The following is a 17,286-nucleotide window of genomic DNA, read 5'->3' as shown; positions in this document are numbered from 1 at the left end:
CTAATAATTACTAGTTTTGCAGAATTATGGCGAAATTAGAATACAATCTGGATCACATTGATTATCAAATTTTACGCATTATGCAAAATAATGCACGTACAAATAATGCAGATATTGCAAGAGAATTAGGTATGGCTCCGTCTGCTATCCTGGAACGCGTAAAAAAATTGGAACAAAAAGAAATTATCCTTCAGTATAATGCTAAGATAAACCCACTTGCATTAGACCAGAACCTGCTTTCCTTTATTTTCATCAAGACATCCGATATCATCGGGGAACAGGGTGTAGCCTACCTTTTAGCAGAAATACCCGAAGTACAGGAAGTGCACGACATCGCCGGGGATGATGGATATCTAATAAAAGTTCGAACAAATGACTCTTCAGGTTTAGTAGATCTTATGCGCAATACGCTAGGAAAGATAGAAGGTATATTGTCGACACGTACAACCATTGTATTGGAAACAATTAAAGAAGAACAAAAATTAGTCATTCCAACTAAAGAATAAAATGGAGGAAAAAAATCCATCTACCGGCAATATCGTTTTTGCCTATCTTGTCGTCTACATTGTTTGGGGATCTACGTTCTTTTTTATAGAAAAGGCACTACATTCTTTCCCTACCTTCGTATTGGGCTCTATACGTTTTATTATCGCCGGTGCATTGTTAATGGGTTATTGCGGACTGAAAGGATATCGGATCATCAATCGAGCAGATATAAAGCAAGCTGTGTTTGTAGGTTTTCTATTATTATTCGTAGACATGGCGGCTATCATTTGGGCTGAACAGTATATTTCCTCCGGTATTGTTGCCATACTCTCGGCCGCTACCGCAATTTGGTTTATCATATTCGACAAACCAAAATGGAAAGAAAATTTTTCCAGCCTACCTATTGTGTTAGGTTTGTTATTCGGTTTTGGAGGTGTCGTAATGCTATTTGCAGAACAGATATTCACCCAAAGCGATGACACAGAGAAATCTCAAAATTTGATCGCTATGGCTGTCCTTACCTTTGGCACTATGGCTTGGACAATTGGATCATTATTCTCAAAATACAATCAAAAAAATAAATCTGCCATTAAAAAGAAACAGCCCTCGCTCAATGTGATGGTGAAGACTGCATGGCAGATGGTGACAGCGGGTGTTGCATTTACAATAGTTGCGCTGCTTAATGGTCAATACACGTCATTTAGTGCCAGCGAAGTTCCATTAGAAAGTTGGGGGTACATGGCATACCTTGCGTTGATGGGATCTATATTAGCGTTCAGTTCATACATATGGCTGTTACAAGTAAGACCGGCGACCGAGGTGAGCACATACGCTTATGTCAACCCCATTGTAGCGCTAGTACTAGTTCACTTCTTTACAAACCATAACGTAACAGCATTACAGATTGCAGGATTGGTAATCGTATTATTTTCGGTACTATTAATGAATTGGAATCTGTATAAAAACAATAGGACATTTAGAGCGATCAAACACCGCAAGAAGCTTAAACGTCTCAAATATATGGCCCCTAAGAGTAGTATACCGCGAATTATAGAAGTAGCGGATTTTAATGAAAAGGAGAAGAATAAAAACTAAATCTATCTTCCTAAAAGAGCTAACTCTTCTTCATTGTACATCTTCGCTCCTTTCAAGTAGTTATATATGATATCTTTGGTATTTTCATCCGACATCTTATATAGGTTGTTCATAACAAACATCTTGTCTTCTTCTACATTTGAACTATATCCCAAATAACCCGGGACATAGTACTGAATACATAATCGAATAAAGCGCAGTTCTATGTTATTCGGATTATTAGCGATCTGTTTTTCCAACAGTTTTTTACCGCCATTAAAATAGCTCATCTTCTTGATAGGATTGGAAGTGTGTTTTGCCATAAACATATGAAACGCAGCTTCGTATCCCTTTTCAACCGGAGTATCAGCTTCTTTTTCTAGTGTTTTATGATATTTTTCGCACAAATCTTCATTTTTCACTCCCTTATTAAAATCTCTTCTAACATCATTTAAATTCAAACTCTGTGCCTGAACATATACTGATATCAATATCACGAAGACACAAACACTGGCTCTTTTTACATCTATCCATGGATATTTCATACAAATGACATTTTAGTTAGTTATTCTAAATTTACAAAAAATAAGCCAATATTTTCAACATCATCATTCGACCATTATTTTCATCCAGATAAATTTTTATTTTTTATGGCGATGAAACTTGTATGAACTCGTTATTTGCCTCCTTTATTGATCGGCACCTCACGCAGCTTTTCAATTAAAGAATTATAAAGAAAATTAGACACTTCTTTGGTTAGTGCTACATGTCCATTATCGTACTTCAAAACCGCGCCATTCGTAATTACAACAATTCCAAACTTCTCCTCCGGACTAAAAAACATCGAACTGTAAAGTCCATAAGCCGACCCTGTATGTCCTATTAACTTTTTGTTTCCTATAAAATTATCTACTTCGCACAATGCAAGTCCATATCCTTCTTTATGAGCCACCTTCGTTTGCATGGTTTTAACACTCTTTTTTTGCAGTATACGTTTGCCAGCATATTTACCATAATTCAGGTGCATAGCCATGTACTTTGCAAGATCTGTTACGGATATTTTCATACCTCCCGTAGGCGAAAATACGGGTGTAGAATACCCCAATTCGTAATTACTAATTTCCTCAGAACGTGGATTGTAAGCCGCAGACTGAATTTTAAAGTGCTCTAATTCACGATCGTATTCATATATATAGGCAAATCTCTCACTATCTAACGAATCTACGCAATATCCTGCATCAAGATTTAGTGGGTCTAAAATTTGTTGTTTAATGTATTGATCAAAACGTTTATCTGTTAAGCGTTCCAATACGGCACCCGCCATGTTAAAATTCAGATTGCAATATTCGTACTGTGTGCCGGGGCTATAGCTATTATAGCTTTTTCTCCAATCCAAACTCTTATTCGGATTGATAACATCCAGGTTAAAATATCCATTCGCATCATTAATACTTGATGTATGCGAAAGTACCATCCTCAGCGTAATCACCTGGTCCGGAAATGCGGGGTTACGAACAGGAAAACCAACTAAATCTCCAAAGTCATCATCTAGCGAAATTTCTCCATTTTCCACAAGCTGCATTAACGCAGTCGCTGTAAATGATTTTGAAATGGATGCTATCCGGAACAAGTTTTCCGAATTTAAAGATTCTTTTGTTTCCAAATTCTTATAACCGATGGCGCCTGTTTTAATAATTTTATTCTTTTTTACAACCGCATATGCGATTCCTATGGCATTATATTTTTCTGCAATGGACTTTATTCCATCCGCCACAATATCCTGAGCAATAGCTAAATGTCCCAAAAGAATGAACAAAAAAAATAATGTTACTTTATTTTTCATACATATAAGTTACTTCGCGAGCGCCCCTGTCTAGGTGAACTCGGTTATTCATTAATATTTTTCATGGTATTTAAACAAACTGTAAGCTAAATCTTAAGCCATATCCGATAGCTATTGCTATCACAAAACTTGCAAGTGTACCCACCAATATATATTCAGTAAATTTAGTATCCCTCGCATTGGTCAAATCTCCGAAACGGAAGATAGATTTCGCTGCCAGCAAAAAACCAATTCCGGAAAGAAAACCGACCTGAATAAACAATACGATGATTAATCTTTCCATTATGCCTATCAACATCCCGGCGTCCATTAACGTATCTTTTCGCTTCGTATAAAAATCGTTTTCCTTATTCCATTTACTAAAAAAGACACGCAAGAAAATAGGGCTTACTGTTGTCACCAGTAGAAAGGCGATTAGATAAAGAAGCGATCTATCTGTGAAAAACAATTGTCCCCATTGATCCGGAATACCATACACATGTACAATAACTGCAACTAATAACGCGATATGCAAAATTTGATCAACAATGAATAAGAGCACAGGCATATAAGGCCACATTCGCTCCCACCAAATCTTCAGGCTGTCTATTGCCAGATGCCCAAAAGTAATAAACAATACATTAGGCCACCAGTTTTCTAAATCGTTACTAAAAAGTGTAGTGAGTAAAAACAGGTGTGTAGCCACATGTAAAAACAAATACCCGATTTTATCTTTACGTTTAGCTACCCATGATTTTGGCTGTAGAACAAAATCTCCCAATATATGGCAAAGTAATAATTTTAAAAATACGGTTAACATTGCTTTAATAATTCATGAGTACAATATTCGATTACTTTCTTGATTTTCATAAAGCTAGCTTTATTCAGTTCAGTGCTAACCTGACTTTGATATTTCCGATGTAATATATTAGCTAATTCCTGTTGATTTGCTAACGGATTCTCGAATGTTGCAGCCACGCTTTCAGCCATATTTTCAGTCCATTTATTGGCTAATTCGGTTGATAGTTGCAACATTAAATTGATCGGGACATCCCACTCCCTCCAAGGAGATTGCATATTCATTAATTCCTTTTTCAATTCATCAAATGCTTCTCCTGAATTTATAAATGCTTCTCCAGTAGAATTTTTAATGTGTTTATCTAAATTTTCAATGCTGCCAAAACCTAATCCAAGTCTTACATCAAGCTGGCTTATGCTCTTAATTTTAGCTTTAATATAAAACAATATTTCGAAACTTTTTTCTAATTCAACTTCCGCCTGAAAACTATCCCCTCTAAATATATCAAAATTAGTAGAATATTCTTCAAGCGAATTTTCCAGTACAGGTAGCCAGACTTTGGCATTATGATTTCTCGATTTGACAATATCACCGGTTACTATAGCGTAAATTCTTTCCATTTCATCTAATATTATTATCAAATATAGTGATAATTAGCAATATCATCAAAATTAATAATAATCATAATTATCACTGATTTTGATAATATATAACAACAGAGATAAATTTTAAAAATTAACACAAAAACAATATCTTGTAACATCAAGTTATAACATTATGAGCGGATTAAAAAAGCAACTAACAGCGGATAGTAAATTCAACATGGAACATTATCCAACAGATATCAGTAAATCCATAGCACCTGAAGAGGCGAAAAAAGAATTAAAACGCATACGGAAAGAACTTGCTCAACTCCAAGATGTGATGTACGCCCATAATCGATATAGTGTACTTATCTGTCTACAAGGCATGGATACGGCAGGTAAAGATTCGCTCATCCGGGAAGTATTTGAAAAATTCAATGCACGAGGAGTAGTGGTGAGTAGTTTTAAAACACCCAGCAATAAGGAATTACAGCACGACTACTTATGGAGGCATGTAATAGCATTACCCGAAAAAGGGAAATTCGGTGTGTTCAACCGTACACATTATGAAAATGTATTAGTAACTCGTGTACACCCCAAATACCTCTTAAATGAAAATATGCCTGAAATCAAAAAAACAGAAGATCTTCCTAAAGATTTTTGGGAAAAGAGATACAAACAAATCAACAATTTTGAAGAGCATATATCGGCAAATGGAACAATAATTTTTAAGTTTTACTTACACCTCAGCAAAGGGGAGCAGAAAAAAAGATTGTTAAGAAGATTAGAAAAAGAAGATCACAATTGGAAATTTTCACCTGGCGACTTAGAAGAGCGCGAACTTTGGGACAAGTATATGGAAAGTTATCAAGAAGCCATTCAGCGTACTTCAAAATCGAATGCCCCATGGTATATAATCCCTGCAGACAACAAAGACATCAGTCGTTACTTAGTCGCCAAAACAATCTTGGACGAGCTCAAAAACTATAAAGACATTCAATATCCCGAACTAGCTGAAGATATTGAAAAACATATACATACCTATAGAAAACGATTAGAATCCGAAAAATAGACGTCATTTCTCAATTAATATCTAGGGCATCAATGTGATGCCCTAGATATTAATTATTTTTTATCAATTTCTTACAGATATCTCTGATCAACCCGGGACCTTCGTAAATAAATCCAGTATATAATTGAATTAAAGAAGCGCCGGCATCCAACTTTTCTATCGCATCCGCTGCAGAATGGATTCCGCCCACGCCAACAATAGGAAAGGCTTTATTGGATTTTATAGAAAGATAACGGATCACCTCTGTTGCACGTTTTGTTAGCGGCCTGCCGCTTATCCCTCCCATTTCTGCGACCAAAGTTGGGTCACTTTTCAATCCATCACGAGATATCGTTGTATTTGTAGCTATTACCCCCGCAATCTTTGTTTCCAATACGATCTCCACGATATCATCCAACTGGCTTTCCGTCAAATCGGGTGCAATTTTCAATAAAATTGGCTTTGCTTTTTCTTTTTTATTGTTTAAATCCTGTAACGTATTCAAAATATGTTTCAACGGCTCTTTCTCCTGCAAATCGCGTAATCCCGGTGTATTCGGCGAACTTACATTCACTACAAAATAATCCACATAGTCGTACAATGCGTGAAAACAATAGATATAATCGTTTATTGCTTCCTCGTTAGGTGTAATCTTATTCTTGCCGATATTACCTCCGATGATTACGCCATCCCGATTTTTCAAATATTTCAATCTACCGGCTGCCACATCAGCGCCCTGATTGTTAAATCCCATCCTATTGATCAAGGCTTCATCTGTTACCAGACGAAACATCCTAGGCTTATCGTTTCCCGGTTGAGGTTTAGGTGTTACCGTTCCTATTTCGATAAAACCAAAACCAAATTTGGCCATATCTTCAATGTACTCTGCATTTTTATCGAAACCAGCAGCCAGACCAACTGGATTTTTAAACTTCAGTCCAAAAACCTCTCTTTCCAGTTTCGGATCTTCTACCGTATATATGGCTTTCAATAACGCTTTGGAACCCCAAACTTTTGAAAACGTTTTTAATCCTCCAGTAACCGTGTGATGCGCCTTTTCAGGGTTCATCGTAAAGAACAAAGGTTTAACTAATTTATACATATGTGCAAAGGTAGCCAAAGAAGAAGAAATTTCATTACTTTTGCATCCGAAATGATATCAATAAATAACTTAACATTTGAAATTGGGTCTCGGGCATTATATGATGAGGCAAACTGGCATATTAAACCAGGTGACAAAGTAGGGCTAATAGGTGCAAACGGTACTGGTAAATCAACCTTATTAAGATTGATAGTCGGTCAATATACACCTACGTCAGGTACTATATCTATGGCCAAAGACTTAAAAATTGGGTATCTAAACCAAGACTTATTGTCTTACCATTCTGACAAAAGCATTCTACACGTAGCGATGGAGGCATTTGAACGCCAAAATCAATTACATACAGAAATAGAGAATCTTCTTAAAAAATTAGAAACAGACTACTCAGATGATATCCTGAACAAACTAAGTGATAAGCAAATGGAATTTGAGGCCCTTGATGGATACAGCATCGAGTTCCGTGCGCACGAAATTTTAGCAGGTTTAGGTTTTTCAGAGGAAGAGCAGAAAAGACCTTTAGCTACTTTTTCTGGGGGCTGGCGTATGCGTGTCATGTTGGCCAGGATACTACTCCAAACCCCCGATATACTTTTGTTGGATGAACCTACCAATCACATGGATTTACCTTCTATCAAATGGTTAGAAAACTACTTACAAGCCTTTGAAGGTGCAATTGTCATAGTTTCTCACGATAGATATTTCTTAGATCGTATCATTAAGAAAACCGTAGAGTCTCGTAAAGGAAAATTAACTCTTTATGCCGGAAACTACAGCTTCTATTTGGAAGAGAAAATGCTACGGAGCGAAATTCAGTCCAATCAATTCAAAAATCAACAAGCTAAGATCAAACAAGAAGAACGCTTGATCGAGCGCTTTCGTGCAAAAGCTTCCAAAGCAAAAATGGCGCAGTCTCGTATCAAGGCTTTGGATAAGATGGAGCGAGTAGAAGATGTAGATGATGATAATCCTACCGTCAACTTCAGTTTCAAGTTTTCAAAGCCTTCCGGAAGACACGTGGTTACACTGGAAAATATTTCTAAATCATATCCTAATCTAGAAATCTTAAGAAATACTGGAGGAATAATCGAAAAGGGCGATAAAATTGCTTTGATCGGAGCCAATGGTAAAGGGAAATCCACACTATTGCGGATCGTTGCAGGTGCTGATTCAGAATATGAAGGAAAATCAGAGCATGGTCATAATGTCTCTCAAACGTTCTTTGCACAGCATCAATTAGAAGCACTCCACCTCGAAAACACCATTATCAGTGAGTTGCAAGCCTTCGCTCCCAAACATACGGAGACAGAACTGCGCTCAATCCTTGGTTGTTTTCTATTCTCGGGAGATGATGCTTTCAAAAAGATAAAAGTACTTTCAGGAGGAGAAAAATCGAGAGTAGCATTAGCCAAAGCCTTAACAGCAGACGCTAACTTCCTCGCACTTGATGAGCCCACCAATCATTTGGATATGCAATCCGTAAATATCCTTATTCAGGCATTACAACAATATGAAGGCACGTTGATTGTCGTATCTCACGATCGTTATTTCCTAGATAATGTAGCCAATAAAATTTGGTTTATTGAAGATAAAGAAATCAAGGAATATCCCGGTACATATCAAGAATATGAAGAATGGAACGCAAAACGTGATATCAAACCTTCTGATAAGACAGAGAAAAAGGTAGTTAAGGAAGAACCTAAAAAAGAAAAAATTGCACCCTCTGAGGACAGAACAAAGCTTCTGCAAAAGAAAAATAAAGAACTTGCTATACTAGAAAGTCAAATCACGTCGAAAGATCAAGAAGTAAAGGATTTGGAAATATTATTAGCAAAGGAAGAAATCTATTCAGATGCTATAAAATTACAGGAAAACACACGAAAATATAACTCTACTAAAGCCGAATACGATCAACTTCAAAAGAAGTGGGAACAACTTGCTGAAGAAATAATGGATTTGGAATCTTAAAACAAAGAAGCGGCATGAAAACATCACGCCGCTTCTTTGTTAAACTATTGGTTTATCTTCAAGTCTCCTTACAAATAAACTATAGTTTTCATGTTTTTCGACATAAATCGGCTCTCCAGCCTCAATAAAACCATCCAACGCAACAGCTTCGTACCATATCCCATCAATTTCAATTTTACCCGACGGGCGGAGAACGGTTTTAGCTACTCCGTTCTTATTGATCAAATTTACTTTGGGAACAGATGATGTATAGCCCGACTCAGCAGTTTGCTCATCTTCCAAAACCAAACGCTTAAATACCGACGACCGCATGATATTTCTACCAAAAATAACCAGTAGCGCTACTGAAAATATCATAGCACTTACAACTATCAAAAAGGAATTCACTAATAATCCAGGTTTAGAAATTTTAAAATCCAAAAAATCATTGGCTAACATCGCGAAAGCCAATCCACATAATACAAATATAATACCGAGTATACCGGCCGCCCCAAATCCAGGCACGACAAACACTTCCAACACCAGCAATAGTACACCGATAACAAATAAAGCAATCTCCCAATTGTCTGCCAGCCCTTGTAAATACAGCGGAGCGAAAAACAGCGTCGCACAAATAAGTGCCAATACCAATGCAAAACCAATTCCCGGCGTTTGTAATTCGAAATAAATACCTCCTATTATCCCCATAATAAGCAGACCGCTAATCATTGGATTAATTAAAAATCCAATAATCCGATCTATAAATGTTAATTTGTGAGTACTCACCTGTGGTAAGGAAATGGATAGATCCGTAAAAATTTCGTTCATATCTTTTACCTGTGCTTTGGCAAGATTTGCCTTTACCGCTTCAGAGGCCGTGAACGTTAAAACCTGTCCATCCTCCTTCCATTGCGGTAAAGAAACATTCGGATCGACAAAAGCTTCTGCCATTTTGGAATCCCGTCCCTTTGCCTCAGCTGTAGCCCGCATCAATCCTCTCATATAGGATTGGTATTTTTCCGGCATAATTTCCCCTTGCTGATTGACCACGCTAGCAGCCCCCAAGGAGGCGCCTCTATGCATATAGATGTAATCAGAAGCCAACGAGATTAAAGTACCGGCAGATGCCGCATTATTATTTACAAATACGATCGTTTTCATATTGGCATTTAACAACAGCGTACGTATAGAATCAGCGAAATTAACCGCTCCGCCGAAGGTATTCATTTCAACTAAAAAATAGTCAGCTTTTTCCTGCTTCGCCTGTTCATACGAATTTTTAATAATACGCCATGAGTTTGGACCTACATCTTCTTTTAGATCTGTTTTATAAATCTTCTGTGCAAAGGAAGAATTTACACTTAAACCAATAAAAAGGAGAATCAAAAGAAAGGTTTTCGTAAATTTGTTTAGCATAGTTTGTATTACAATAATGACTAAATATACGATTAATAAAGCATTCGAAAAATCTTTTCCTTATCCAATATGGAAAATCGAGGTAGACTGCACTAAAAAATGTATAGCCATCGAATATCGAAACCCAGATAATACCAGACCAACATTCGCTGTTTTTGATTTCAGGGGGCAAGATTTGCTTCATTCATTTATAGAACAAGAAAAAGAATGGACTTTAGAAGCCGTACAAGGCGACTACATGATATTAAAGCAATTTGGAAGTAATACACCTATTAAAGAAGGTATCAAAATTGTTCATATCCCCTCAAAAAATATTATTTATACAGGAATGGAATATATATTACACGATGTATTTGAGGGATATATAAAAGCGGCTCATCGTTCCATTCCATCCGGTTTAGACTTTTACATCAATATCCAAACTGGCGAAATCCAGAATCGCATTATTACACCTTTGAATTATCCCTTAATCCATGTCCACTACCCTCTTCCTTATACTGGAAAATTACCGAAATTTATGCAAAGTCTTGCGGTTGAAGACACCATTTGGCTCCAACCTATCAGAAACAATTTTATTTGGGCATATCACACCAAAGCGCATGACTCATATAATCTTCATTTATGCCTTTCATCTCGATCGGAAATTTTTGACACAAAAATTATTCTAGATAACTTAACAAAGTTAATCCCTCAACCCTACTTTCAAGTCGAAGACTATATTTTCTTTTTATCAAATACTAAACAAGAAATTGTAGCGTATTTAGTATAATTGCATGATATGAAACCTTCATGAGCTGCTACTCGACAAAGGAACTTGAGCTACCGCTGAAGGTAGATGCAACCGAGTACGAGCTCATTGATGCAATAAAAAAACAAACGATAGAACAACAATTTATTTGAATGAAAAAAAACAAAACACTTAACACGTTTCATAAAATAACATTTTTACTCTTATTTAGTGCAGTTAGCTCCACTTCAATTCAAGCAGAAGAGCATTCTAATTTCCATTCTTTAGCGCCCGACTCCGTCGGTACGGAGACAATCAATGGACAGCGCTATGTCATTCATAAACTCAATCCCAAGGATACGTATTACCAGTTAGGTCGACAATATAACGTTGTGGTAAAAGACATCATGGAGGCTAATAACAAAAAGAATCTCCGTGTAGGAGATACCGTAAAAATACCTCGTGGCCGAGCTGTTTCTGCAACTCCCCCCGCCGTAGTTGCTATACCCCCATCCAACAAAAAAGAAATCAATAACGACCCAAAGCAAATATTGGTCAACCTACAAGATATCTTGACGGAATACAAAGTGGGAAAAAGCGAAACACTATATGCTATCGCAAGAAGATTTGGCACAAATGTCAATGATATCAAAAGAATAAATGGCCTTACTTCTGACAGTTTACGTGAAGGACAGCTGTTAAAAATACCTAATGGAGATCTGCCTGAACCTATAGTCGAAAAACCGATAGAAGTTCCCATTATTATAGAGCAACATCAACCCATTGACGATTCTGACTTTAAGCCAAACAAATATGGTATCCGCGAGAAAAAGGAAAAAGGAATCGGTGTATGGATGGAAAATTTAGAGTCAGATGGTCAGAGTAATCTTGCATTGCACAAGACCGCACCCGTAGGCACCGTTCTAAAAATTACGAATCCCATGACACGAAATGTTACCTTTGCAAAAGTGGTCGGTAAATTTGCTGATAATGCGGATACCCAAGATGCCATTGTTGTATTATCCAAATCGGCTGCGTCTTTTATTGGTGCATTAGACCGAAAATTTCAAATAGAAATTACATATGGCATCCCACTCGAGTAAAATTCAGATAATTTATGAACAAACCTTATGTAATTGGTATTGCTGGTAGTAGTGGATCCGGCAAGACTTTCTTTTTAAAGAGCTTTTTGAATCATTTTGCCGTGGATGAGATCACATTAATCTCCCAAGATGACTATTATATCCCGGCTAATACCAAGACACGGGAAGAAAATCGCTTATATAATTTTGACTTACCGACATCCATAGATCGAGAAGCATTCTTCCATGACATAAAAGATCTTTTTGATGGTAAAACTGTCTTCAAAGAAGAATACACCTTTAATAACCCAAATATCAAACCTAATATACTGGAAATAAAACCCGCACCAATTTTGATTGTTGAAGGACTATTTATCTTCCATTATACCGAAATTAATGACCTATTGGATTATCGTATTTTTATAGATGCAGAAGAATCTGTAGCCTTAGAACGTCGTCTAAAGAGGGATCTCATTGAGAGAGGTTATGACAAAGATGATGTCATGTATAAATGGATAGAGCATGTCGCTCCTTCCTACAATCAATATTTACTTCCCTACAGGGATATTTGTGACAATGTATTAATAAATAACACAGACGATCCCCTATTAATTCATCAAGCTACAAATATAATTTCTGACGATTTGAGAGAAAAATTACAATTATTATAATTTAAATTAATTCTAAATAACTAACTTTGTAGCATGAATTTGCTGTACGAGTTAGAATCTACTATTAATCAGGTCGATATTACTGAATCGTCAAAAGGTCTAAATCCTTTTGGTGATTTTTCATGCTGCATTATGAAGAAGTGCTGTAAAAAATACAAGAAAGGAAAACGTTGTAAAAAATGTCCCGGCCGATTACGTTAGGTTATTCTTCTATATAATTCAAATCCTTATCAAAGCTTTCTTTCAATCGGGTTAACGCAAATATCGCAATAGCCGAAAGCAGCAAAATCATTACGGTTGCCGCGACAATAATTCCCCATAAGCTTACCAAATATCCATATAATATTGTTGAGGGTATCAATGCACCTCGCACAAAATTAGGTGCAGTAGTTGCAACCGTAGCGCGTAGATTCGTTCCAAACTGTTCCGCGGAAATTGTCACAAAAGTTGCCCAGTATCCCACTCCTAGGCCCATAAAGAAAGCTAGCCACATAAATTTTTCCGATGTAATACCCGTGCTATTCAGGTACCACAATGAAGAAAGAATAATAAGCATTTGACAAATAAATACGACCTTCTTTCTCGATTTGAGCCACTGTGCTAACAAACCGGCAAAAAAATCACCGATTGAAATCCCTAAATAGGTAAACATAACTCCTTTACCCGCGCTGAGAACGGTCTCCGCTCCCAAAGCTTTTCCAATTTCCGGCGCCTGGGTAACCAATACTCCCACGACAAACCATATCGGCAATCCGATACACAAACAGTAAACGTAACGTAAGAAACGTTCCCTATTCGAAAATAACATTCCTAAACTTCCCTTCGCCACCTCGTGATTACTTACTTGTTTAAAAAGACTAGATTCGAAAGTCCCCACCCTTAACAAAAGTAGAAACAACCCCATGCCCCCACCCACAAAGTAAGCGGTCCGCCAATTGAACCATTCCGAAACATAATATGCCAATATAGCGCCTAATACACCTACCCCTGCCACGATCATCGTGCCGTATCCCCTCTTCCTCCTGTCCATACTTTCGCTAACTAAGGTGATTCCAGCCCCCAGTTCTCCCGCTAAACCAATTCCCGCAACAAACCGAATAACACCATACGAAGTTACGTCCTGTACAAAGCCATTGTAAATATTAGCTAAGGAATACAGCAGAATAGATCCAAACAACACCCGAAGTCTACCAAATTTATCCCCAATGATGCCCCAGACCACACCACCGATCAGCAAGCCGCCCATTTGCATATTCAGTACAAACTCACCTTTAGAACGCATCAATTCTTCGGGCACACCTATATCCTGAAAAGATTCGATCCGTACAATAGAGAAAATAATTAAATCGTAGATATCCACAAAATATCCCAGTGCGGCTACAAATACCAGAAGCCCTACATTTTTAGGTTGATTATTATTCATCATGAGATTAAAGGCATGAATTTAGGGTAGAATTTTAATTAATGCAAAGCTTCTCCTTAAAAACTTTTGAAAGTCGTACTTTTGTATCATGAAATTTTCGCCCACATCACTTAAATGGATATTAAGAACCTATCCCCCTTTCCTGTTCCAGAGAATATGGATCAAGAAAGTGGAAGAAGGCTTTCGCGGCATAGAGGTTAAGATTTACAAAAGTTTTTTAAATATCAACTCCAATCGTACCGTCTTTGGTGGTACCATTTTTTCTGCTTTAGATCCACTTTATCCCATTCTATTGGATCAGATTTTTCAGGCAAATGGCCTCAAAAAGACCGTAGCATGGTTAAAATCTGCGAAAATAGAATATCGAAAACCCGGAAAAATGAACCTAGGATTTTCCGTTCGCCTAGCAGATAGCGATATAAAAGAAGCATTTACCACGATCCGAAATTGTGGAAAAGTGGTTAAAACGTTTAAAACAAATGTTTACGATACCGACGGTACGTTAATCGCTATATCATATAATGAGATATACATTAGGGATTTAACGTTTCCGATTCCTAAACGAAATGTCTATCAACCTCAGTTGGAAGATAATTAATATTAAGGTATACACGGTTCCTTGAAAACAAAATTTAGTATTCACCCACAAATTAGAATATAAATTATATACATATGAAAAAATCATTTTATGTTGCTCTGGGAGCAAGTTTAGTTTTGGTATCATGCCAGCAAAAGTCTACAAAAAATACAGTAGCTGATCAAAAATTGACAGCGGAAGCTATTGCTATACATGACGAAATTATGCCTCAGATTGCTGTATTCGACAGAAATACCGTGAAGATTGATTCCCTATTGGCTAATCTGTCCGATATCAAAAAAACAAATTCCGAAATCGACACCACTACATTGAAGAATGAATTAACCACATTAAAGCGCAATCTTGAAGATGCAACAGATAATATGATGACCTGGATGAAAGATTACAATCCAGACAGTACGGATATAGATTATCAAAAAGCGGAAGTAGAAAAGGTCCGTGAAATGAAAAAACAATTTGAAGACGTATCAGCCGAAAGCACTAAAAAACTATCTGTAACCAAATAGAAAGCCATGCATAAGTTATTCGTTCTCGGAATGATAATCTGCATCGCTTTCGCAGCATGCCAGTCAAATTCCACAACCCTTCCTATTATTGGACAGCGGGAGGCTGTAGAAAAAGAAGTTGATGGCAAGATCGTGACAGATACCGTCTACCACAGGATCCCAGCATTCTCTTTTCTTAATCAGGATAGTATTCTGATTAGCGACAAAAATTTTGATCAAAAAATATATGTCGCAAATTTCTTTTTTACACATTGCCCAAGCATTTGCCCTACCATGCAACGCAATTTGCTTAGAGCATACGAGAAATATAAAAACGATGAGCGAATTTCATTTTTGTCGCACAGTATCGATTTTAAGTATGACCAACCCCATGTTTTAAAAGAATATGCAAAAAATCTAGGTGTAGATAATGCGCAATGGCAATTCGTAACTGGTAGCAAAGCCGCCATCTACAGCTTAGCCGATGAATACTTCGTGTATACAAAGGAAGATTCTACGGTAGCGGGTGGATATGACCACTCCGGATACCTGGTACTTGTAGATCATGATAAGCATGTACGTGGTGCATACGACGGAACCAATGAAGAACAGGTTTCACAATTGCTAAAAGACATTGATATTCTCTTGAAGGAGTATGAATAATCGGCACCACATCATTTTGGCATCCATTGGCTTGTTGATAATACTCCTTCTGTATTTGTCATCATGCCAATCGAATGTCAGTATCCAAACTGCCCAATATGCTGTCAACGGTCAAAAACTTTATATTAGCCACTGTCAAAATTGCCATGGGTCCAAAGGTGAGGGGCTCGCACAGCTTTATCCACCTCTCAACGACAACGAATACTTCAAACAAAACCGGGCAAAACTAAGTTGTATTATAAGGTACGGAATGAAGGAAAGTATTGTGATCCACGGAAAAATATATAAAAATCAAATGCCAGCAAATCCGCAATTAACCGAGTTGGATATTGCCTATATTCTCACTTACATTACAACTAATTTTGGCACAAGTGATAGTATTTATAGTCACAACGAGGTAAAAGAAGCTATAAAAGCGTGCGGTACTTAAAATAAAACTTTCATGGTTCCATTGGGATCACACACAAATATGAAAGTTCTTGATGGCTTTTGAAAACATACACTTTCAAAAAAAAGGTTTTCAAACGGGGAGAATGAAAACCTTTACTAACCAATTATAAACCTAAATTATGATACCACAAAGATAAGTGTAAAAAATACACCCGTCAAGCCTTTTCTTAAAACTTAATAATTTCTTAACACGAAGTATTCTTTAGTCGTTTTAGCCGACACTTTTCAACATTTTCCATTTCCAGATATCATTTATTATATAACAATAATTTGACACTAAAAATGATCTAAGATGGTTACTTTTGTAACCGAATGAACGTTCAATTGACAGAAAAAATAGAAATTATATTTAAGAGCACCTTGGAATTAATCTGTGAAAAGGGTTTTCACGGAACACCAATGAGCCAAATCGCAAAACAGTCTGATGTAGCTATCGGTACGATATATCATTATTTTCCATCAAAAGATAATTTGATCATCGAATTGTTTTGCTACTGTAAACAGAAAATAAACAATTACATATTTTCGGATTGGGACTCTACGCTAAGTTACAAATCCCGCTTTTATATCGTAATGCGAAAATTTTGCGTCTTCTACCTCGAAAACACAGATATGTTTAGTTTTATGGAACAATTTCATAATTCGCCATACTTAGAAATTTCAAGAAATTCGTGGGAAAAAAATCTGAATGAGGAAAATAATATTATGGCCTTTTTATATGAAGGTATGCGAATCGCAGAATTGCGAAACATTAATATTTATATCCTGACTTCCTCTTGTATTGGCGTGGCAACCTCATTTGCCAAAAAAGTCATCTATGGTCCTCTAGAATTTACGGATGAAAATTTAAATGAAATGATAGAAATAATTTGGAATGGCGTAAAACAACATGATTAATAGAAAAGGTTC

At 36.8% G+C, this 17,286-nt stretch carries 19 protein-coding genes; 12 read left to right on the top strand and 7 right to left on the bottom strand.

The features are described 5' to 3' along the window. Positions 1–26 precede the first annotated feature (26 nt). Complete coding sequence (locus FAZ15_RS02065) at positions 27–506, top strand: Lrp/AsnC family transcriptional regulator (protein ID WP_136899636.1); 480 nt, start codon at positions 27–29, stop codon at positions 504–506. Position 507: 1 nt separating this feature from the next. Next, positions 508–1,581, top strand: coding sequence for an EamA family transporter (locus FAZ15_RS02060; RefSeq protein WP_136899634.1), 1,074 nt, complete (start codon positions 508–510; stop codon positions 1,579–1,581). 2 nt (positions 1,582–1,583) lie between these two features. Here the strand turns inward: FAZ15_RS02060 and FAZ15_RS02055 are convergent, their stop codons facing one another. The 4 genes from FAZ15_RS02055 to FAZ15_RS02040 form a co-directional block, all read right to left on the bottom strand. Next, the gene (locus FAZ15_RS02055) at positions 1,584–2,105 is read right to left on the bottom strand and encodes a hypothetical protein (RefSeq protein WP_136899632.1); all 522 of its coding nucleotides are present in this window, start codon (positions 2,103–2,105) and stop codon (positions 1,584–1,586) included. 131 nt (positions 2,106–2,236) lie between these two features. Then, positions 2,237–3,403, bottom strand: coding sequence for a serine hydrolase domain-containing protein (locus tag FAZ15_RS02050; protein WP_136899630.1), 1,167 nt, complete (start codon positions 3,401–3,403; stop codon positions 2,237–2,239). Between the two features lie 70 nt (positions 3,404–3,473). Further along, positions 3,474–4,202, bottom strand: coding sequence for a DUF3307 domain-containing protein (locus FAZ15_RS02045; protein ID WP_136899628.1), 729 nt, complete (start codon positions 4,200–4,202; stop codon positions 3,474–3,476). Continuing rightward, positions 4,196–4,801, bottom strand: a complete 606-nt coding sequence (locus FAZ15_RS02040; RefSeq protein WP_136899626.1) for a hypothetical protein — start codon at positions 4,799–4,801, stop codon at positions 4,196–4,198. The genes FAZ15_RS02045 and FAZ15_RS02040 overlap by 7 nt, the downstream gene beginning before the upstream one ends. 157 nt (positions 4,802–4,958) lie before the next feature. On the opposite strand from FAZ15_RS02040, the gene FAZ15_RS02035 reads away from it, so the two are divergent. Then, positions 4,959–5,837, top strand: coding sequence for a PPK2 family polyphosphate kinase (locus tag FAZ15_RS02035; protein WP_136899624.1), 879 nt, complete (start codon positions 4,959–4,961; stop codon positions 5,835–5,837). 49 nt (positions 5,838–5,886) lie between these two features. Here FAZ15_RS02035 and FAZ15_RS02030 read toward each other — a convergent pair whose 3' ends face one another. Beyond that, positions 5,887–6,918, bottom strand: a complete 1,032-nt coding sequence (locus FAZ15_RS02030) for a quinone-dependent dihydroorotate dehydrogenase (RefSeq protein ID WP_136899622.1) — start codon at positions 6,916–6,918, stop codon at positions 5,887–5,889. Between the two features lie 51 nt (positions 6,919–6,969). Between FAZ15_RS02030 and FAZ15_RS02025 the strand changes: the two genes are divergently transcribed. After that, positions 6,970–8,883: an ABC-F family ATP-binding cassette domain-containing protein gene (locus FAZ15_RS02025; RefSeq protein ID WP_136899620.1), complete on the top strand. Its 1,914-nt coding sequence runs from the start codon at positions 6,970–6,972 to the stop codon at positions 8,881–8,883. 39 nt (positions 8,884–8,922) lie between these two features. Here the strand turns inward: FAZ15_RS02025 and FAZ15_RS02020 are convergent, their stop codons facing one another. Then, on the bottom strand, positions 8,923–10,278 hold the full coding sequence (locus FAZ15_RS02020) for an NfeD family protein (RefSeq protein WP_136899618.1): 1,356 nt from the start codon (positions 10,276–10,278) through the stop codon (positions 8,923–8,925). 16 nt (positions 10,279–10,294) lie between these two features. On the opposite strand from FAZ15_RS02020, the gene FAZ15_RS02015 reads away from it, so the two are divergent. From FAZ15_RS02015 to FAZ15_RS02005, 3 genes are all read left to right on the top strand, one after another. Further along, on the top strand, positions 10,295–11,047 hold the full coding sequence (locus FAZ15_RS02015) for a hypothetical protein (protein WP_136899616.1): 753 nt from the start codon (positions 10,295–10,297) through the stop codon (positions 11,045–11,047). A 131-nt stretch (positions 11,048–11,178) separates the two neighbouring features. Next, positions 11,179–12,108, top strand: coding sequence for a LysM peptidoglycan-binding domain-containing protein (locus FAZ15_RS02010; RefSeq protein ID WP_136899613.1), 930 nt, complete (start codon positions 11,179–11,181; stop codon positions 12,106–12,108). Between the two features lie 14 nt (positions 12,109–12,122). Continuing rightward, a complete protein-coding gene (locus FAZ15_RS02005) occupies positions 12,123–12,758 on the top strand; it encodes a uridine kinase family protein (protein WP_136899611.1) in 636 nt (211 codons plus the stop codon). Positions 12,759–12,960: 202 nt separating this feature from the next. Here FAZ15_RS02005 and FAZ15_RS02000 read toward each other — a convergent pair whose 3' ends face one another. Next, positions 12,961–14,184 (bottom strand): MFS transporter, encoded by a 1,224-nt coding sequence (locus tag FAZ15_RS02000; RefSeq protein WP_394343802.1) that lies wholly within the window; start codon positions 14,182–14,184, stop codon positions 12,961–12,963. An 85-nt stretch (positions 14,185–14,269) separates the two neighbouring features. Between FAZ15_RS02000 and FAZ15_RS01995 the strand changes: the two genes are divergently transcribed. From FAZ15_RS01995 to FAZ15_RS01975, 5 genes are all read left to right on the top strand, one after another. Next, complete coding sequence (locus FAZ15_RS01995; RefSeq protein ID WP_136899609.1) at positions 14,270–14,779, top strand: hotdog fold domain-containing protein; 510 nt, start codon at positions 14,270–14,272, stop codon at positions 14,777–14,779. A 74-nt stretch (positions 14,780–14,853) separates the two neighbouring features. Then, positions 14,854–15,285: a transposase gene (locus tag FAZ15_RS01990; RefSeq protein WP_136899607.1), complete on the top strand. Its 432-nt coding sequence runs from the start codon at positions 14,854–14,856 to the stop codon at positions 15,283–15,285. Positions 15,286–15,291: 6 nt separating this feature from the next. Beyond that, the gene (locus FAZ15_RS01985) at positions 15,292–15,927 is read left to right on the top strand and encodes an SCO family protein (RefSeq protein ID WP_136899605.1); all 636 of its coding nucleotides are present in this window, start codon (positions 15,292–15,294) and stop codon (positions 15,925–15,927) included. Then, positions 15,920–16,357, top strand: coding sequence for a c-type cytochrome (locus FAZ15_RS01980; RefSeq protein WP_136899603.1), 438 nt, complete (start codon positions 15,920–15,922; stop codon positions 16,355–16,357). The genes FAZ15_RS01985 and FAZ15_RS01980 overlap by 8 nt, the downstream gene beginning before the upstream one ends. Before the next feature lie 332 nt (positions 16,358–16,689). Continuing rightward, entirely contained in the window at positions 16,690–17,274 is a 585-nt protein-coding gene (locus FAZ15_RS01975; protein WP_136899601.1) for a TetR/AcrR family transcriptional regulator, read from the top strand. The last annotated feature ends 12 nt before the right edge of the window (positions 17,275–17,286 follow it).

This window comes from Sphingobacterium olei (assembly GCF_005048855.1).
Taxonomy (GTDB): Bacteria; Bacteroidota; Bacteroidia; order Sphingobacteriales; family Sphingobacteriaceae; genus Sphingobacterium; species Sphingobacterium olei.
The sequence above is the reverse complement of the archived record's forward strand: the minus strand, read 5'-3'. Positions and strand labels throughout refer to the sequence as shown.